Raw genomic sequence first — 15,619 nt, forward strand, 5'->3', positions numbered from 1 at the left:
TCCCGGCCCCGGCCCTCGGCCTCCCGGCCCCGGCCCTCGGCCTCCCGGCCCCGGCCCTCGGCCTCCCGGCCCCGGCCCTCGGCTCCGGTCTTCCGGTTCCTGGTCCTTGGCTCCTGGCTCTTTGGCTCCGTTGTCACCGGCTCCCGGTCCTGGGGCCAGGCCTTCCGGTTCCCGGCTCGTCGCCCCGTTCTCACGGCTCCACGAAGATCACCGTCGCGTCGTCGTGGGTCTTGCTGCGCCGGAGATACGTCCGCTCCTCCTTGTCGGCCGTCTCCAGGGCCCGTACCCGCTGCACCAGCGCCCGCGCCCCCTCCTTCCGCAGGAGATCGACGCACCGCGTCCAGTCGCCCTCGCGGAACTTCTCCACCCAGCGCGCCGCCCCGTCCGTCAGCGCGGCCAGTGCGCGGACCTCGTGGCGCGGCACGCTGCCCGTCACGGCCCGCTCCGCCACCGAGGGGTCCGCCGCCGCGGTGAAGAAGCCGCCCTCCTTGTTGCGGACGACGGCGTCGATGAGCGCGTCGGTGGCGAGCGAGGCCCGGGGGAGACGGGCCAGCCGGTCGTCCAGGACGGGGGTGACCGAGCCGTCGGCGGACTCCAGCAGGAGCACCGAGTCGGACAGCACCAGGTAGTCGACCGCCTCCGCCGACCAGCGCGCCAGAACGACGGTCGCCTGCGGAGTGCGCGGGTGAGAAAGGTCACAGGTCGCGGCGTGCGGTTCGGCGGTACGGCGAATCGCGCGCGAAAGAATCTCCGGCAGCGTCAGATCTGGGCAGGAAACGGTCAGTTCGGTCAGTGCCCCGCCGAGCCGGGCGGTGAACCACGGGACCGAATGTGAGCACCCCGTCCCGGTCCTCGGGGGCGTCACTCCGTCCAGGACGACAAGGCAGCCACCCTGTCCAAACGCGGGTAGTCCGACACTCGCGAAGTCCTCGTTGGGGCAGTCGCGATGGCCGGGCTCCGAAACAACCTCAGTGCGCATCCAGTCAGTCTGCACGAGGCCTTCACAAGGTTTGCGAAAGGGGGGCGACCGGCCGGGAAATGACCCGGCGACGCAGATCAGACGCCTGTTTTGGGCGGGAATGGATCGCTCCGGGAAGGTGTGGTGGCGAATCCTGCCAAAGCCTGTCGCAGACGTCCAACCGGCCCGTCGCACACGGCCGCGGCACACGCCGGAGGAACTTGCCCGCCAACTCCCCTCCGGGGTTCACTCCTTCGGGTGGCCGGTCGGACGATGCAGGACCACCGCCCACCGGCACTTGGGAAGGTCGGGAACCGATGCCCCCTGCTCGAGGCCCGAGCGGAGCCGAGAGCGCGGGGGAGGGTGTACGCACCTGTCCGCGCCGGCTGACGGGGGCACCACCCGGGCCCATGAGTACACGAGTACAGGAATGCGAGCACCGGTGCAGAAGACGCGGCTTCGGCGCACAGGCAAGCAGACGGCCTTGGCAGGAGACCCGGAGCAGACGCCCGGCACGCCCAAGAAGCCCGGCACCCCCGGCACGTCCGCCGCTGCTCCCGTGGGCAGGGGCCGTCCCACCCACGTACGCAACCGCCTGATCGCAGCCGTCGCCGTCGTGGCCGCCGCCGTGGCGGGCGCCGGCGCCCCCTCGGTGATCGCCGCCTCCGGGCAGCTGGGCGACTCCCAGGAACTGGTGACGCTCGCCGGGCAGACCCAGGACGCGCTCACCCTCGCCCACTCGCTCGCCGACGAACGCGACGAGGTCACCTCCTACCTCGCCGCCGGCCGCCCCAAGAACGAGGCGCCCTCCGAGCAGCGCAGCACCCGCGTGGACCGCCAGGTCGACGAGCTGCGCGCCGACCCCGACACGCCCGCCCGGCTGCGCAAGGACCTCGACGGCATCGCCGCCGTGCGCCGCGCCGCGCTGACCGGGCAGAGCACCGCCCTGCAGGCCCACCAGGCGTACTCCACCGCCATCGCCGAACTGCACAAGCTCGCCGAACAACTGGCCGAGCGGATGCCGGCGCGCGCCGGCTCCGGAGCGTACGCGCTCGCCGAGCTCGACACGGCCGTCCAGCAGGCCGCCGCCGCCCGCGGACTGCTGCTCGCCGCCCTGAACGTGCCGTACTCCACGCAGACCGTCATCAACCCGGTCACCGGCCTGCCCACGCAGACCGCCACCTGGTCCGAGGCCGACACCAAGCAGCGCGACGCCCTCAGCGCCGCCGCCCAGCAGGCCCGGCTGCGCTCGGACGCGGCCCTCGCCGCGTTCCGCGACACCGCGCCCCAGGACGCCAAGGCGTCGTACGACTCCACCGTGACCGGGCCCGAGGTCGACACCGCCGAGAAGTACCTCACCTCCCTCACCGACCAGCCGACGCTCTCCGACAGCGAGCTGCTCACCGGCGTCAAGAGGGTCGACGACGCGCTCAGCGCCCGCGTCGACCTGATGCGCGGCGCGGAGTCCTCCCTCTACGACCGCCGCACCAAGGACCTGGCGAAGCTCCGCGACGACGACGTCACCTCGCTGGAGATCCGCATCGCCCTGCTCGGCGGACTGCTGCTGGTCACCCTCGGCGTCGCCACCGCGCTCGCCCGCACGCTGACCCGCCCGCTGGCGGTGCTGCGCCTGGGCTCGGCCCGGCTGGCGGGCGCGGCCGACCCGACCGCCGAGGAACCCGTCAAGTTCACCGGCCGCAACGACGAGTTCGCGCAGGTGGTCCGCTCCGTCAACGCCCTGCACGCGCAGGCCGCCGCCCTCGCCGAGCGGGTCGCCACCCTGGAGACCGACCGCAAGCACCTGGTCGGCCAGCGCCAGAAGATGGCCGACGCCCGCGAGGAACTCCAGGCCGAGCTGAAGGAGTCCACCGACCGGCTGGAGCGGCTGCGCGCCGGCATCGGCGGCACCTTCGTCAACCTGGCGCTGCGCACGCTCGGGCTGGTCGAGCGGCAGCTCACCGTCATCGAGGGCCTGGAGGACAGCGAGCAGGACCCGGACCGCCTGTCCACGCTGTTCAAGCTCGACCACTTCGCCACGGTCATGCGCCGGCACAGCGAGAACCTCCTCGTGCTGGCCGGCACCGAGCACGTCCAGCACACTGCCGGACCGGTCCCGCTGGTCGACGTCGTCCGCGCCGCGGTCAGCGAGATCGAGCGCTACGAACGTGTCCGCATCGCCGCCCTGCCGCCGCACGCCCACGTGGCCGGCTTCGCCGCGGACGACCTGTCCCACCTGCTGGCCGAACTCATGGAGAACGCCACCTCGTTCTCCCCGCCCGACCAGCCCGTCGAGGTCTCCGGCTGGCTCCTGGAGAGCGGCGAGGTCATGCTCTCCGTCCAGGACGAGGGCATCGGCATGCCCGCCGACCGGCTGACCCGCCTCAACGCCCGCCTCACCGACTTCGACCCGGAGATCTCCTACGACCAGGAGGGCGAGGAAGGCCTGGGCCTCGGCCTGTACGTCGTCGCCCGCCTCGCCGACCGCCACGGCGTGCGCGTCCAACTGCGTGAACAGAAGCAGGGCGGCACCGCGGCGGTCGTGGTCGTCCCCCAGCCCCTCCTGACGTCCGCCTCCGCCTCCGCCGCACCCGCCCCGCCCTCCGCCGACACGGCCACCGTGTCCCTCCCGGGCGCCGACGCCGAGGCCAACTCCAACGCCCTGTCCGCCCGCGCCGAGGACCCCGACCCGTTGGTGGCCCTGGCGGAGAAGGCGGTGGACGCCGCGGAGCAGCCGGTGCCGGAGCACCCGGCCGAAATGACGATGGAACTCCTGCTCCCGTCGCCGGCGGGGGAACCGGACCCGACGCATGCGGGACCGGCGGCCGGAGCAGACCCCTCGCAGACACGGCCCGCCCCCGCCGACGACGAGTCCCGCACGGACGGTGCGGGGGAGAACGACCCGGCCGACGGCGAAGCCGAGGCGGCCGCCCCCGCTCCGCTCCCGCAGGAACCCGTCGAGGCGGAGCACCAGCGCACCCCTGACGAGACCCAAGAAGCAGAAGAACACGTCACCGCCAAGGGCCTCCCCAAACGCACACCGAGGATCACCGCCCCCACCGCGACACCCCGCCAGCGCAGCGCCTCCGTCGACGCCGAGGGGCTACGCCGCCGCCTCGGCGGCTTCCACCGGGGAGCACAGGCGGGATACCGCGACGTGGAGGCGGAGATCGCAGACCGGACAACGGGGGGCACAGTCGAGGAGGCAAGCAGTTGACCGCGCCCAGCACCTTCGGACTGAGCAGTGAGGCCCGCAACCTGCACTGGCTGCTGACCAATCTCGTGGAGGAGGTCCCCGGCATCGAATCCGTCGCCGTGGTCTCCTCCGACGGCCTCCTGCTCCTCTCCTCCGACCCAGGGAGGAACGACGAGGCCCGCCAGACCCGCGAAGCGCCCCGTACCGGCCCCCGCGGCTCCGCCGCCGACCTCGCCACCATCGTCTCCGGCATCGGCAGCCTCACCGTCGGTGCCGCCAAGCTGATGGACTCCGGCACCGTCAAGCACACCATGGTCGCGATGGACGAGGGCAGCCTGTTCGTCATGTCGATCAGCGACGGCTCGCTGCTCGGCGTCCACGGCTCCGCGGAGTGCGACATGAGCGTCGTCGCGTACCACATGGCGCTCTTCGTCGGTCGCGCCGGACACGTCCTGACACCGGAACTCCGCAGCGAGCTGCGCAGATCCCTGGAGTCCGAAGCCGACGGGAGCCCCCAGGGAGCTGCCGGATGAGCAGCGCCCCGAAGAGGAAACTCCCCGTCCGCGGCGCCGACCGCAAACCTGCCCGGGTCCGTCCCTACTCGCTCACCGGCGGCCGTACCCGCTTCGGTCACGTCCTCCTGGTGGAGACGTTCGTGGCCGCGCTGGAGGCGCCCGAGGAGCGCAAGGAACTGGCGAACGGCTCCCTCACCACCCGGGTCATGCCGGAGATGCGGGCCATCGTCGAACTGTGCCGCCGCATGCGCACGGTGGCCGAGATCGCCGCGCTGCTGAAGATGCCGCTCGGCGTGGTCCGCGTGCTCCTGAGCGACCTCGCGGACCAGGGAAAGATCCGTGTGTACGGAACCGGAACCGGCCACGGCACGGGCCGGCCGGACCGAGTTCTGCTGGAAAGGGTGCTGAGTGGACTCCGCCGTCTCTGACTCCGCCGTCACCGCCGTCACCGACGCCACCGCCGTCACCGACGCCACCGGCGTCGCCCCGCTCGTCGACGAGCCCGACGAGGAGTTGAAGCCCTGGCAGACGGACCGCACCCGCGCCCCGATCGCCACCAAGATCGTGGTGGCCGGCGGCTTCGGCGTGGGCAAGACCACGCTGGTCGGCGCCGTCTCGGAGATCACGCCGCTGCAGACCGAGGCGCTGATGACCGAGGCGAGCGAGGAGACCGACGACCTCACCGCCACGCCGAGCAAGGTGACCACCACGGTCGCCATGGACTACGGCCGCATCACGCTCGACGACGACCTGGTGCTCTACCTGTTCGGCACGCCGGGCCAGCAGCGTTTCTGGTTCATGTGGGACGACCTGGTGCGGGGCGCGATCGGTGCCGTGGTCATGGCCGACACCCGCCGCCTGAAGGACTGCTTCCCGGCGCTGGACTACTTCGAGAGCTGCGGGCTGCCGTACGTCGTCGCCGTCAACCACTTCGACGACACCGAGGTGTTCGAGCCGGAGGACGTGCGGGAGGCGCTGACGATCCCCGCGCACATACCTGTCATGATCATGGACGCCCGGCGGCGGATCTCGGCCATCGAGGTCCTGCTGGCCCTCGTGGCCCACGCACTCGAGGAGACCCCCGAGTAGAACCGGCAGAGCCCGCGGAACCCACGGAGACCGCCCCGCGGAACCCGCCCCGAGCAGTCAGTCAGCGAGCAGCCCAGAAGCCGTAGGAGGCAGCACCCGCATGCGGAGAATACTCGTCGTGGGGGCCGGTCAGTCCGGTCTCCAGCTCGCCCTCGGTCTCCAGTCGCACGGGTACGAGGTCACCCTGATGTCGAACCGGACCGCGGACGAGATCCGCACCGGCCGGGTCATGTCGACACAGTGCATGTTCCACACCGCCCTCCAGCACGAGCGCGACCTGGAGCTGGCCTTCTGGGAATCCCAGGCGCCGAACATCGAGGGACTCGGGGTCTCGGTCGCCGCCCCCGGCTCCCACGACCCGGGCCCCACGCAGCGCGCCATCGACTGGGTGGGCATGCTCGACGGGTACGCGCAGTCGGTCGACCAGCGGGTGAAGATGGCCAGCTGGATGGAGACGTTCGAGCAGCGCGGCGGCCGGCTGGTCATCCACGGCGCCGCGGTCGGCGACCTGGACTACTTCTCCCGCGCCTACGACCTCGTCCTCGTCTCCGCGGGCAAGGGCGAGCTGGTGTCGATGTTCGAGCGGGACGCCTCCCGCTCCCCGTACCGCGAGCCGCAGCGCGCGCTGGCGGTGGCGTACGTGCACGGCCTGGCCCCGCGCCCGGAGCACCCGCACTTCGACGCGGTCCGCTGCAACATCGTCCCCGGTGTCGGCGAGATGTTCATCATGCCGACCTACACTCTCTCCGGCCGCGCCGACATCCTGTTCTGGGAGGGCATCCCCGGCGGCCCGCTCGACGCCTTCCGCGGGGTCAAGGACCCCGGCGAGCACCTGGCGCTGACGCTGGACCTCATGAAGACGTTCCTGCCCTGGGAGCACGCGCGGACCGCCGGCGTCGAGCTCACGGACGCGAACGGCACGCTGGCCGGCCGCTACGCCCCGACCGTGCGCAAGCCGATCGGCCGCCTGCCCGGCGGCGGCGCGGTCCTCGGTGTGGCGGACGTCGTCGTCGCCAACGACCCGATCACCGGCCAGGGCTCCAACTCGGCCTCCAAGTGCGCCGCCACCTACCTGGCGGCGATCCTCGAACACGGCGACAAGCCGTTCGACGAGGAGTGGATGCAGCAGACGTTCGACCGCTACTGGGCCACCGCCCAGCACGTCACCAAGTGGACGAACGCCATGCTGGCCCCGCCGCCCGAGCACGTCCTGAACCTCCTCGGGGCGGGCGGTGAGTTCCAGCAGGTCGCCGACCGCTTCGTCAACTGCTTCGACGACCCGGCCGACCTGGAGAACTTCTTCTTCGACCCCGACAAGGCCCAGGCCTACCTGGCCGAGGTCGCCGGGGCGTCCGCCGCGTAGAGACCCGCGTCCGGTCCGGTCAGGGCGCTCGCCGGAATCTCCGGCGGCGCGTAGCGCGGCAGCGGCGCCCCGCCCGGATCGGGCCGTACGGCCCCCAGGACCGGGTTGGCCGCGACCGGCGACACCTTCACCCTGGCGCCGGGCCGCGGCGCCTGCACCACCATGCCGTCGCCGAGGTAGAGGGCGACGTGGGTGGCCTCGGGGAAGTAGACGACCAGGTCGCCGGGGCGCAGTTCGCTCAGCGGAATGCGCTTCAGTCGGGCCCACTGCTCCTGGCTGGTGCGCGGGATGGGCGTCCCGGCGTGGCCCCAGGCCTGCGAGGTCAGGCCAGAGCAGTCGTACGCCTGCGGGCCCGCCGCGCCCCACTGGTACGGCTTGCCGAGCTGCCGCACCGCATAGCGCACGGCCTGTTCGCCCTGGAGCGACGGGGTGCGCAGGCCGCTGAGCACCCCGTCGGCCAGGAACGCCCGCTGGGCCCCGGCGATCCCGCTCCGCTCGAACTCGGCGAGCGCCGCCAGCCGCTCGGCGCTGAGCGAGGCCAGCAGCCGCTCCACGTCGTGCAGCCGCCCTCGTACGTCGTCCCGGGCCCGCTGCTGCCGCCGGGCGAGGGCGAGCTGGGCGTCGTACGCCGTGCGGGCGGCGCGGGCGAGGGAGTCCGCCTTCTTCTCGTCGGCGGTCAGCCGGTCGACCGCCTCCACCCGGTCCCGCGCCGCCTGCCCGATCACATGGCCCTGGTCCAGGGCCTGCTGCGGGTCGCGCGCCATCAGCAGCCGCAGGTACGAGGACAGGTCGGTGGTGCTGTCCTGGTACTGCTGCCGGGCCAGCCGGCCCGCCTCCGCCCGGCTGCGGTCCAGGGCGAGCCGGGCGCGGGCGAGGGCGGCGTCGAGGCGGGCGACCTCGGCGCGCTGCTTCTTCAGCTGCTCCTCGGTGGCGTTGTAGGTCTCGGTGGCCTGCCCGGCCTGCCGGTACAGCGTCCTGAGGTCCGTCAGCAGCTCGGCCACGGACCGCTGCCCGGGCGCGGGCGGGCCGGGGACGGCGGACGGGCCGGGCACGGCGGGTGCGGCGGGTGCGGCGGGCACGGTGGGTGCGGCGGGTGCGGCGGGTGCGGTGGGTACGACGGGTACGGCCACGGCGGTCACCGGTGCGAGGGCGGCCTGCGCCGCCACCACCGCCGAACACAGCAGACGCGGCACTCTTCCTGACACGTCATCACCTCCGGTGCGGGGCGGCGTTTCCGCTCCGCACGGTGAGGATTAGACGTATGAGACGTATGAACCGACTGTGTGCGCATCCCTTGCGCCACATGGCGCAACGAGGTCACCCCTGAGTGTCACCCGGCTTGCGGACGGCCCGGGGATCCGGCTTGGACCACGGCCACTTCAGCCGGCCGCGCGCCCCTCCCTCGGGATCGAACTCGTACTTCCACCCCCGGGGCAGCCCCAGCCTCTTGCTGTGCCCGCGCGGCACCCGCCGGTAGACCAGCACGGTCGGCGGGCCGCCCGCGGCGTCCGGCACCGGGATGCGGTACGTCTTCGGCGGGTTCCCGGTGGGCCCCACCAGCACGGGCAGGACCCGCCCGTCCATCGGCCCGCCCTCGAACGGGGTGTCTTCGCTCTTCACGGCACCAGTGTCAGCCATCCTCGGAGGCCAGCACGCGCCGCACCAGGGCGGCGGTCTGTTCGTCCCGGGCGGCGGTCACACCCATCACGGCCATGAACTGCTCGACCAGCCAGTCCCGCAGCTCCTCGGCGGGCGGCTGCTTGCCCTCGTCGAGCCAGATCAGGGACGCGGCCTCCACGGCGGTGATCCACATCCGTACGGTCATGCGCAGCCGTGGACCGGGGTCCGTGACCCGGAGGTGGCTGAGGATGCGCTCGGAGGCGGCCCTGCGCACCCCGTCCACGATGGCGGTCGTCCGGGAGGTCTCCGCCACGCTGCCGCCCTGGAGCAGTGCGGTGAACCCGGCGTCGTGCTGGTCGACGAAGGTCAGATAGCGGTCCAGGGCGCGGGCGAGGCGGGGGAGCAGCGGGCCCTCGTGCGGCTCGTCGAAGCAGTGCCGCAGCTCCTCGGCGGCGGAGCGCAGGGCGGCCTCGTACAGCTGCTGCTTGCCGCCGGGGAAGTACCGGTACACCAGCGGCCGCGACACCCCGGCCGCCTCCGCCACGTCGTCCAGCGACACCTCCTCGGGCACCCGGTGCGCGAAGAGGGACAGTGCCGCGTCGAGCAGCTGGGCGCGCCGCTCCTCGACACTGAGCCTTCGGTATGCGGGGGTGGGGGCGGCAGGGCTCATGACGTGCAGCGTAACCGTGCCGCCCGTGGCTCGTTACGCCAGCAGCCCCGACGACTTCCACAGCCGTCGGCCGACGCCCCGCAGCACCCCGATGTCGTCCAGGAAGTCCGTCAGCCGCTTCGCCCCCGTCTGCATGACCTCCCGCCGATGCCCGCTCGCCTTCACCTGGGCCATCGCCTGCCGCTTGTCCAGCCCCACGTTCGTGTAGACCTCGGGATTGATGAAGGCGACGGAGAACACCCGGGCGAACTCGCCCGACGTGATCCGGGTGAACTCCTGCGACCACTTCGGCGCGGTCACCATCTGCCGCCGCAGCTCCTCACGGGCGTACCGCACATGCCGCGCCTCCTCCACCACGTGGATCCGCGTCACGCCCCGGATCAGCGGCTGCACCCGCTCGTCCGGGAACGTCAGCCGCTGCATCCAGTCCAGGACCTCCTCGCCGAGCAGGGTCGCCGTGAAGGACCCGGGCGTCGTGGAGACGGTCTTGAACAGCCGGCCGAGGTTGTGGTGCACCCGGCTCACCGGGTACCAGGGCGTGCCGCCGCGCGAGATCACGCGGGCGAACATCTTCGAGTGACGGCACTCGTCCTCGATCTCGGTCAGCGCGTACCGCACGTGCGCGCTGGTCGCCGCCTTGTCGTAGATGTGCCGCACGAGCAGCTGCATCAGGATGAGCTCGAACCAGATGCCGAGCGAGGCGAGCGCGGCGGCCTCGTGCTGGGAGAGCAGGATCCGCTGCTCCTCGCTCATCCGCTTCCACAGCGGCGTGTCGTACAGCGACACCAGCTCCGGCGGCCAGAACCACTTGCCCTCCACGAAGGGCGCGTCCCAGTCCAGTTCCTCGTCCGGGTCGAAGGAGTGCTTGGCGGAAGAGTCGAGCAGCCGCTCGGCCACCTGCTCCCGGTCCTTGAGCAGGCCGAGCGCGTCGCGCACACCGGCGAGCGCGTCGGCTTCCGTCACGGTCGTCATGGCTGTCCCCCACCTCGTCGCACGGGATGTGGCCGGATCGGTTCTCCGACCCTTATGAGACTGTCTGTCAGCAAGCCCGTCAATCCCTTGCACACGACTTGTTGACTCGGTGTCTACGTGTGAACCTGCGAAGTATGCCGACCTACGACCTGTACGCCAGGAACCCGGGGGACCCGCACTGGCAGGTTCCCGCGAGCGGCGCCGCCCGCTTCAGCTGGGAGTACGACGATGGCCGCGAACGCCTCCTCGCCCTCTACCAGAAGGGCAAGGACAAGCAGTGGGACGGGCAGAAGCGGATCGACTGGGACCTGGAGGTGGACCCGTACGACCCGCTCGGCACCCCCGAGGAGGCGATGACCCTCTACGGCACGCCGTACTGGGCGAGGATGACCGACCGGGACAAGGGCGAGCTGCGCCGGCACTTCGCGTCCTGGCAGTTCAGCCAGTTCCTGCACGGTGAGCAGGGCGCGATGATCTGCGCCGCGCGGATCGTGGAGTCCGTCCCCGACCTGGACGCCAAGTTCTACTCGGCGACCCAGACCATGGACGAGGCCCGGCACGCCGAGGTCTACGGCCGCTTCCTGCACGAGAAGATCGGGATGGTCTACCCGATCAACGACAACCTCCAGTCACTCCTCGGCGACACCCTGCGCGACAGCCGCTGGGACATGCCGTACCTGGGCATGCAGGTCCTGATCGAGGGGCTGGCGCTGGCGGCCTTCGGCATGATCCGCGACACCACGAACAAGCCGCTGCCCAAGCAGATCCTCGCCTACGTCATGCAGGACGAGGCCCGCCACGTGGCCTTCGGCCGCATGGCCCTGCGCGACTACTACCAGCAGCTCACCGACGCCGAACTGCGCGAACGCGAGGAGTTCGTCATCGAGGGCTGCTACCTGATGCGGGACCGCCTGCGCGGCGTCGAAGTCCTGGAGAACTTCGGCATCCCGAAGGCGGAGGCGGAAGAACTGAGCGAACGCTCCGAATTCCTGCACCTCTTCCGCCGGTTGCTCTTCAGCCGCATCGTCCCCTGCGTCAAGGACATCGGCCTGTGGGGCAAACGCCTCCAGCAGGCCTACGTCGACATGGGCGTCTTCGAGATGGGCGACTCCAACCTGGACCGGCTGATGGCCCAGGACGAGGAGATCGCGGAGAAGCTGGACGCGGAACGCTTCGCGGCGGAGGAGCGGGAGCGGGTGGCGGAGGTGGAGGAGGCGATCGAGCAAGGTCAACGTCTCGGCGGTTGAACACTCGATCGGAGGACGAGTCGGCATATGCGCCTCGGTACGCTGGACGTACCAGCAGACTCCGTCGCATGGGAGTAATCATGAGCGCCGCACGCGAGTACGGGCTGGACGAGGACTACGAGTGGCCCCGTCCGCCGGCCGGCGGCTGGACGGCGGACGACCTGGACCGGCTCCCGAACCTGCCTCCGCACACGGAGCTGATCGACGGGAGCCTTGTCTTCGTGAGTCCGCAGACCAACTTCCACTCGCGTGCCATTCGCTTGCTGGACAACACCCTGCTGGATCAGGTCCCGGATGAGCTGGACGTCATCCGGGAGATGACCATCAAGCTCAACAAGCGCAATCGGCCGGAGCCCGATGTCCTGGTGTTCCGTGCGGACGCCGACGCCGGCCCGAAGCAGACCTGGTACCGGCCGGAGGACGTCGTGATCGCCGTCGAGGTCGTGTCCGAGGATTCCGTGGCGCGCGACCGCGAGGTCAAGCCCCGCAAGTACGCCGAGGCGGGAATCCCGCACTACTGGCGGGTCGAGGAGGAGCAGGGCCTTCCCGTCGTCTATGTCTACGAGCTCGACTCCGTCACCAGGTCGTACATCCCCAACGGGGTCTACCGGAACCGCCTGAAGCTGGCGGTTCCGTTCGACATCGACATCGACCTCACCGCCGTCAACCGCCGCCGCTAGCGTCCCCGCGGCCCTCACCCCGCCGGCGGCGAACGCAGTACCGCCGTCATCACCGCCCTCGCGATCGGCGCCGCCGTGCCGCCTCCGCTGATGTCGCCGCGCCGTGCCGACGCGTCCTCCACCACCACGGCGACGGCGACCCCCGGCTCCATGGCGTCGTCGGCCCGGGCCCAGGAGATGCACCAGGCGTACGGCGTACCCGAGTTGCCCAGGCCGTGCTGGGCGGTGCCGGTCTTGCCGCCCACGGTGGCGCCGGGGATCGCCGCGTTCCGGCCGGTGCCGTCGGTGACCACGCCGGTCATCAGCTCCCGCAGCCGCGCCGCGGTCGTCGGACGCATCACCTGCCGCACCGGCCGGGAACCGGCCGCGGACACCGTGCCCCCGCTCCGGCGTGTCGTGCGCTCCACGAGGTACGGCGCCCGAGCCTGCCCGCCGCCGGCGACCGCGGCCGCCACCATCGCCATCTGCAGCGGTGTGGCCCGCGTGTTGTACTGCCCGATCGACGACAGCGCGAGCTGCGCCCGGTCCACGTGCGTGTCGAAGGTGCTGGGCGCCACCGGGAAGGGGACCCTCAACCCCTCGTCATTGAAGCCGAACCCCTCCGCCGCGGCCCGCATGCCGTCCACCCCCACGTCCACCCCCAGCTTCGCGAACACCGTGTTGCACGACCACGTGAAGGCATGCCGCAGGGACGCGTTCTCGCAGCCGTCGGCCTCGTTGACCAGCCGCGTGGTGGTGCCCGGCAGCCGGTAGGGGTCCGGCGAGTCGGTCCGTGAGTCCAGATCCGTCACCACGCCCGCGTCCAGCGCCGCCGCCGCGGTGACCACCTTGAACGTCGACCCCGGCGGATACGTCTGCCGCACCGCCCGGTTCAGCATCGGCTGCTCCGGATCGTGGTTCAGCCGCGCCCACGCCGCCGCCACCGCCGGCCCGTTCCCGGACAGCTCCGCAGGGTCGTACGACGGCGTGGACACCAGCGCCAGGATGCGCCCCGTCGTCGGCTCGATCGCCGCGACCGCCCCCTTGCGCGCCCCCAGACCGTCGAACGCGGCCCGCTGCGCGGCCGGGTCGAGCGTCGTCACCACGTGGCCGCCCGGCGGCCGCCCCCGCGTGACGTCCCGCCACAGCGGGAACCCCGACAGCATCGGATCGGTCCCCGCCAGCACACCGTCCTCGGTGTGCTCCAGGAACGTCGTCCCGTACAACTGGGAGGCGAACCCGGTGACCGGCGCGTACAACGGCCCGTCCGTGTACGTCCGTTCGTAGCGCAGTTGCTCCCCGGTGTCCCTGGAGCCGGTCACCGGCCGGCCACCCACCAGGATCTCGCCACGCGGCTGCTGGTAACGGGCGATGGCGGGACGGCGGTTGGCCGGATTCCCACCGTACGACGGTCCCTGCAGCACCTGCAGCCACGCCGTGTTCACCAGGAGCGCCACCAGCAGCAGGACGCAGAAGGCGGCGGCATGCCGGATGTGCCGGGTCACCGGACGCCCTCCCGCCCGCTCATGGGGCCACCCTCCCGTCGTACTGCCGGCGCGCCACATGGCTCACCCGGATCAGCAGCGCCACGATCGTCCAGTTGGTGACGACCGACGAGCCGCCCTGCGCCAGGAACGGCATCGCCAGGCCGGTCAGCGGGATCAGCCCGGTCACCCCGCCCGCGATCACGAACACCTGGAGCGCCACCAGCGAGGCCAGCCCGATCGCGAGCAGCCGGCCGAAGGGGTCGCGCAGGGCGAGCCCCGCCCGATAGCCGCGCTCGACGAGCAGGGCGTACAGCAGGAAGACGGCGGACAGCCCGGCCAGCCCCAGTTCCTCCCCGGCGGTGGCCAGGATGAAGTCCGACTTGACGGCGAAGCCGACGAGGATCGAGTGGCCGCGGCCCAGCCCGGTGCCGGTCACTCCGCCCGCCGCGAACGAGAACAGTGACTGGGCCACCTGCCCCGGCCCCTGACCGGCCTCGATGGACGCGAACGGGTGCAGCCACTCCCCGATCCGGCCGCGCACGTGTGGCTCCAGCCGGCCGACCGTGACCGCCCCGGCCACGGCGAGCAGCAGCCCGACCGCGATCCAGCCGGTGCGCCCGGTGGCGACGTACAGCAGGACCACGAACAGCCCGAAGAACAGCAGCGAGGTGCCCAGGTCCCGTTCCAGGACCAGCACGCCGACGCTCAGCAGCCAGATCGCCACCACCGGCCCGAGCACCCGGCCGGTGGGCAGCTGCAGCCGCCACACCTGCCGTCCCGCGTACGCCAGCGCGCTGCGGTTGGCGGCCAGATACGCGGCGAAGAACACCGCCAGCAGCACCTTCGCGAACTCGCCCGGCTGGATGGACAGGCCGCCGAGCCGGACCCAGATGCGGGCTCCGTTGACGGCGGGGAAGCAGATGGGCAGCGTGAGCAGCGCGAGCGCGGCGACCACACAGACGTAGGCGTAGCGCTGGAGCCACCGGTGGTCGCGCAGCACGAGCACCACCAGGATGAACAGCGCCACGCCCAGCGTGGACCACACCAGCTGGGCGGGCGCGGCCTCGTGGCCCGGGGTCTCCAGATCGAGCCGGTAGATCAGCACCAGGCCCAGCCCGTTGAGCAGCACCCCGATGGGCAGCAGCAGCGGGTCGGCGTACGGCGCCCGCAGCCGCACCACGAGGTGCGCGAGCAGCGCGAGCACGGCGAGTCCGGCGCCGTAACCGGCGGCGCCGGGCGGGACGGTGCCGTACCGCGCCAGACCGACGGCGCAGTAGCCGTACACCGGCAGCAGGACGGCGGGCACGATGAGGGCGAGTTCGACACCGCGGCGCCGGGGGAGACGGACGGCGGTCGCGGACGGGTCCGCCGCCGCCACGGTGGTTCCGGCCTTGGTCATGTCCGGAAGTTACCCAAAAGGAAGGGACTGTCCGCGCCGGCTGTCAGCACCAGCGTGGCGCAGGCTCGACGGTCGCGATGGCGCGCGCCGGGGCCCAGGCCCAGGCACGGTCCGCGAGCAGGTACCACACGCGGCTGCCGTGCACGTCCTGGCCCAGCGTCCGGCAGAAGATCCAGACGGTCTGGCCGGGCCGTGCGATCCGCAGCACCCGGCTGTGGAAATCCGGCCGGCTGTGCAGGGCGACCCCGCCGCGGGCCACGACGATCCCCCGGTGGAAGCGCGAGCCCCAATCACCGTGCGTGCCCCAATCACCGTGCGCGCCCCAATCACCGTGCACGCCCCGGTCGCCGTGCACGCCGGCGTGCTGCGCGGCCGCCCGGTGCGCGTCGGCGCTCGGGCTGCCGCCGGGGCTGCCCGGGGTCCCGCCACGGCCGTCGTCGCCGGCGG

At 72.0% G+C, this 15,619-nt stretch carries 15 protein-coding genes; 7 read left to right on the plus strand and 8 right to left on the minus strand.

The window, feature by feature from the left end:
* Positions 1-190: 190 nt before the first annotated feature.
* The gene (locus tag DEP02_RS01835; protein ID WP_112465542.1) at positions 191-979 is read right to left on the minus strand and encodes a protein phosphatase 2C domain-containing protein; all 789 of its coding nucleotides are present in this window, start codon (positions 977-979) and stop codon (positions 191-193) included.
* Between the two features lie 409 nt (positions 980-1,388).
* Between DEP02_RS01835 and DEP02_RS01840 the strand changes: the two genes are divergently transcribed.
* The 5 genes from DEP02_RS01840 to DEP02_RS01860 all read left to right on the plus strand — a co-directional run bounded on the left by DEP02_RS01840 (position 1,389) and on the right by DEP02_RS01860 (position 7,118).
* Positions 1,389-4,172, plus strand: coding sequence for a sensor histidine kinase (locus DEP02_RS01840; RefSeq protein ID WP_198668246.1), 2,784 nt, complete (start codon positions 1,389-1,391; stop codon positions 4,170-4,172).
* On the plus strand, positions 4,169-4,684 hold the full coding sequence (locus DEP02_RS01845; protein WP_112465543.1) for a roadblock/LC7 domain-containing protein: 516 nt from the start codon (positions 4,169-4,171) through the stop codon (positions 4,682-4,684). Before DEP02_RS01840 ends, DEP02_RS01845 begins: the two co-directional genes overlap by 4 nt.
* Positions 4,681-5,094: a DUF742 domain-containing protein gene (locus tag DEP02_RS01850; protein ID WP_112465544.1), complete on the plus strand. Its 414-nt coding sequence runs from the start codon at positions 4,681-4,683 to the stop codon at positions 5,092-5,094. The genes DEP02_RS01845 and DEP02_RS01850 overlap by 4 nt, the downstream gene beginning before the upstream one ends.
* Positions 5,075-5,755, plus strand: coding sequence for a GTP-binding protein (locus DEP02_RS01855; RefSeq protein WP_438947715.1), 681 nt, complete (start codon positions 5,075-5,077; stop codon positions 5,753-5,755). The genes DEP02_RS01850 and DEP02_RS01855 overlap by 20 nt, the downstream gene beginning before the upstream one ends.
* Positions 5,756-5,855: 100 nt before the next feature.
* Positions 5,856-7,118 (plus strand): styrene monooxygenase/indole monooxygenase family protein, encoded by a 1,263-nt coding sequence (locus DEP02_RS01860; RefSeq protein WP_112465545.1) that lies wholly within the window; start codon positions 5,856-5,858, stop codon positions 7,116-7,118.
* Here the strand turns inward: DEP02_RS01860 and DEP02_RS01865 are convergent.
* From DEP02_RS01865 to DEP02_RS01880, 4 genes are all read right to left on the minus strand, one after another.
* Positions 7,082-8,323: a C40 family peptidase gene (locus DEP02_RS01865; RefSeq protein ID WP_112465546.1), complete on the minus strand. Its 1,242-nt coding sequence runs from the start codon at positions 8,321-8,323 to the stop codon at positions 7,082-7,084. The two genes, DEP02_RS01860 and DEP02_RS01865, sit on opposite strands and share 37 nt — an antisense overlap.
* Before the next feature lie 112 nt (positions 8,324-8,435).
* A complete protein-coding gene (locus DEP02_RS01870) occupies positions 8,436-8,738 on the minus strand; it encodes a DUF8847 domain-containing protein (RefSeq protein WP_112465547.1) in 303 nt (100 codons plus the stop codon).
* A gap of 10 nt (positions 8,739-8,748) precedes the next feature.
* Complete coding sequence (locus DEP02_RS01875; protein ID WP_112465548.1) at positions 8,749-9,408, minus strand: TetR/AcrR family transcriptional regulator; 660 nt, start codon at positions 9,406-9,408, stop codon at positions 8,749-8,751.
* A 33-nt stretch (positions 9,409-9,441) separates the two neighbouring features.
* On the minus strand, positions 9,442-10,380 hold the full coding sequence (locus tag DEP02_RS01880) for an AurF N-oxygenase family protein (RefSeq protein ID WP_112465549.1): 939 nt from the start codon (positions 10,378-10,380) through the stop codon (positions 9,442-9,444).
* Between the two features lie 134 nt (positions 10,381-10,514).
* On the opposite strand from DEP02_RS01880, the gene DEP02_RS01885 reads away from it, so the two are divergent.
* Together DEP02_RS01885 and DEP02_RS01890 are read left to right on the plus strand one after the other, a co-directional pair.
* Positions 10,515-11,627 carry a ferritin-like domain-containing protein gene (locus tag DEP02_RS01885; RefSeq protein ID WP_112465550.1) on the plus strand — a complete coding sequence of 371 codons (1,113 nt, stop codon included), beginning with the start codon at positions 10,515-10,517 and terminating at the stop codon, positions 11,625-11,627.
* A gap of 80 nt (positions 11,628-11,707) precedes the next feature.
* Positions 11,708-12,307 carry a Uma2 family endonuclease gene (locus DEP02_RS01890; RefSeq protein ID WP_112465551.1) on the plus strand — a complete coding sequence of 200 codons (600 nt, stop codon included), beginning with the start codon at positions 11,708-11,710 and terminating at the stop codon, positions 12,305-12,307.
* Between the two features lie 14 nt (positions 12,308-12,321).
* On the opposite strand, the gene DEP02_RS01895 is transcribed toward DEP02_RS01890, so the two are convergent.
* From DEP02_RS01895 to DEP02_RS01905, 3 genes are all read right to left on the minus strand, one after another.
* A complete protein-coding gene (locus DEP02_RS01895) occupies positions 12,322-13,791 on the minus strand; it encodes a penicillin-binding transpeptidase domain-containing protein (protein WP_157977354.1) in 1,470 nt (489 codons plus the stop codon).
* A 19-nt stretch (positions 13,792-13,810) separates the two neighbouring features.
* Positions 13,811-15,172: an FtsW/RodA/SpoVE family cell cycle protein gene (locus DEP02_RS01900; RefSeq protein ID WP_112465553.1), complete on the minus strand. Its 1,362-nt coding sequence runs from the start codon at positions 15,170-15,172 to the stop codon at positions 13,811-13,813.
* A 43-nt stretch (positions 15,173-15,215) separates the two neighbouring features.
* The coding region (locus DEP02_RS01905) for an SH3 domain-containing protein (RefSeq protein ID WP_112465554.1) at positions 15,216-15,619 on the minus strand (404 nt) is incomplete at its 5' end.

The organism is Streptomyces triticisoli, from assembly GCF_003270085.1.
GTDB lineage: Bacteria > Actinomycetota > Actinomycetes > Streptomycetales > Streptomycetaceae > Streptomyces > Streptomyces triticisoli.

Bases quoted from the DNA above. Each gene is read 5' to 3' on its own strand.
- DEP02_RS01885 (WP_112465550.1), top strand. From the start codon at position 10,515: ATGCCGACCTACGACCTGTACGCCAGGAACCCGGGGGACCCGCACTGG.
- DEP02_RS01850 (WP_112465544.1), top strand. From the start codon at position 4,681: ATGAGCAGCGCCCCGAAGAGGAAACTCCCCGTCCGCGGCGCCGACCGC.
- DEP02_RS01840 (WP_198668246.1), top strand. From the start codon at position 1,389: ATGCGAGCACCGGTGCAGAAGACGCGGCTTCGGCGCACAGGCAAGCAG.
- DEP02_RS01875 (WP_112465548.1), bottom strand. From the start codon at position 9,408: ATGAGCCCTGCCGCCCCCACCCCCGCATACCGAAGGCTCAGTGTCGAG.
- DEP02_RS01880 (WP_112465549.1), bottom strand. From the start codon at position 10,380: ATGACGACCGTGACGGAAGCCGACGCGCTCGCCGGTGTGCGCGACGCG.
- DEP02_RS01890 (WP_112465551.1), top strand. From the start codon at position 11,708: ATGAGCGCCGCACGCGAGTACGGGCTGGACGAGGACTACGAGTGGCCC.
- DEP02_RS01835 (WP_112465542.1), bottom strand. From the start codon at position 979: ATGCGCACTGAGGTTGTTTCGGAGCCCGGCCATCGCGACTGCCCCAAC.
- DEP02_RS01900 (WP_112465553.1), bottom strand. From the start codon at position 15,172: ATGACCAAGGCCGGAACCACCGTGGCGGCGGCGGACCCGTCCGCGACC.
- DEP02_RS01860 (WP_112465545.1), top strand. From the start codon at position 5,856: ATGCGGAGAATACTCGTCGTGGGGGCCGGTCAGTCCGGTCTCCAGCTC.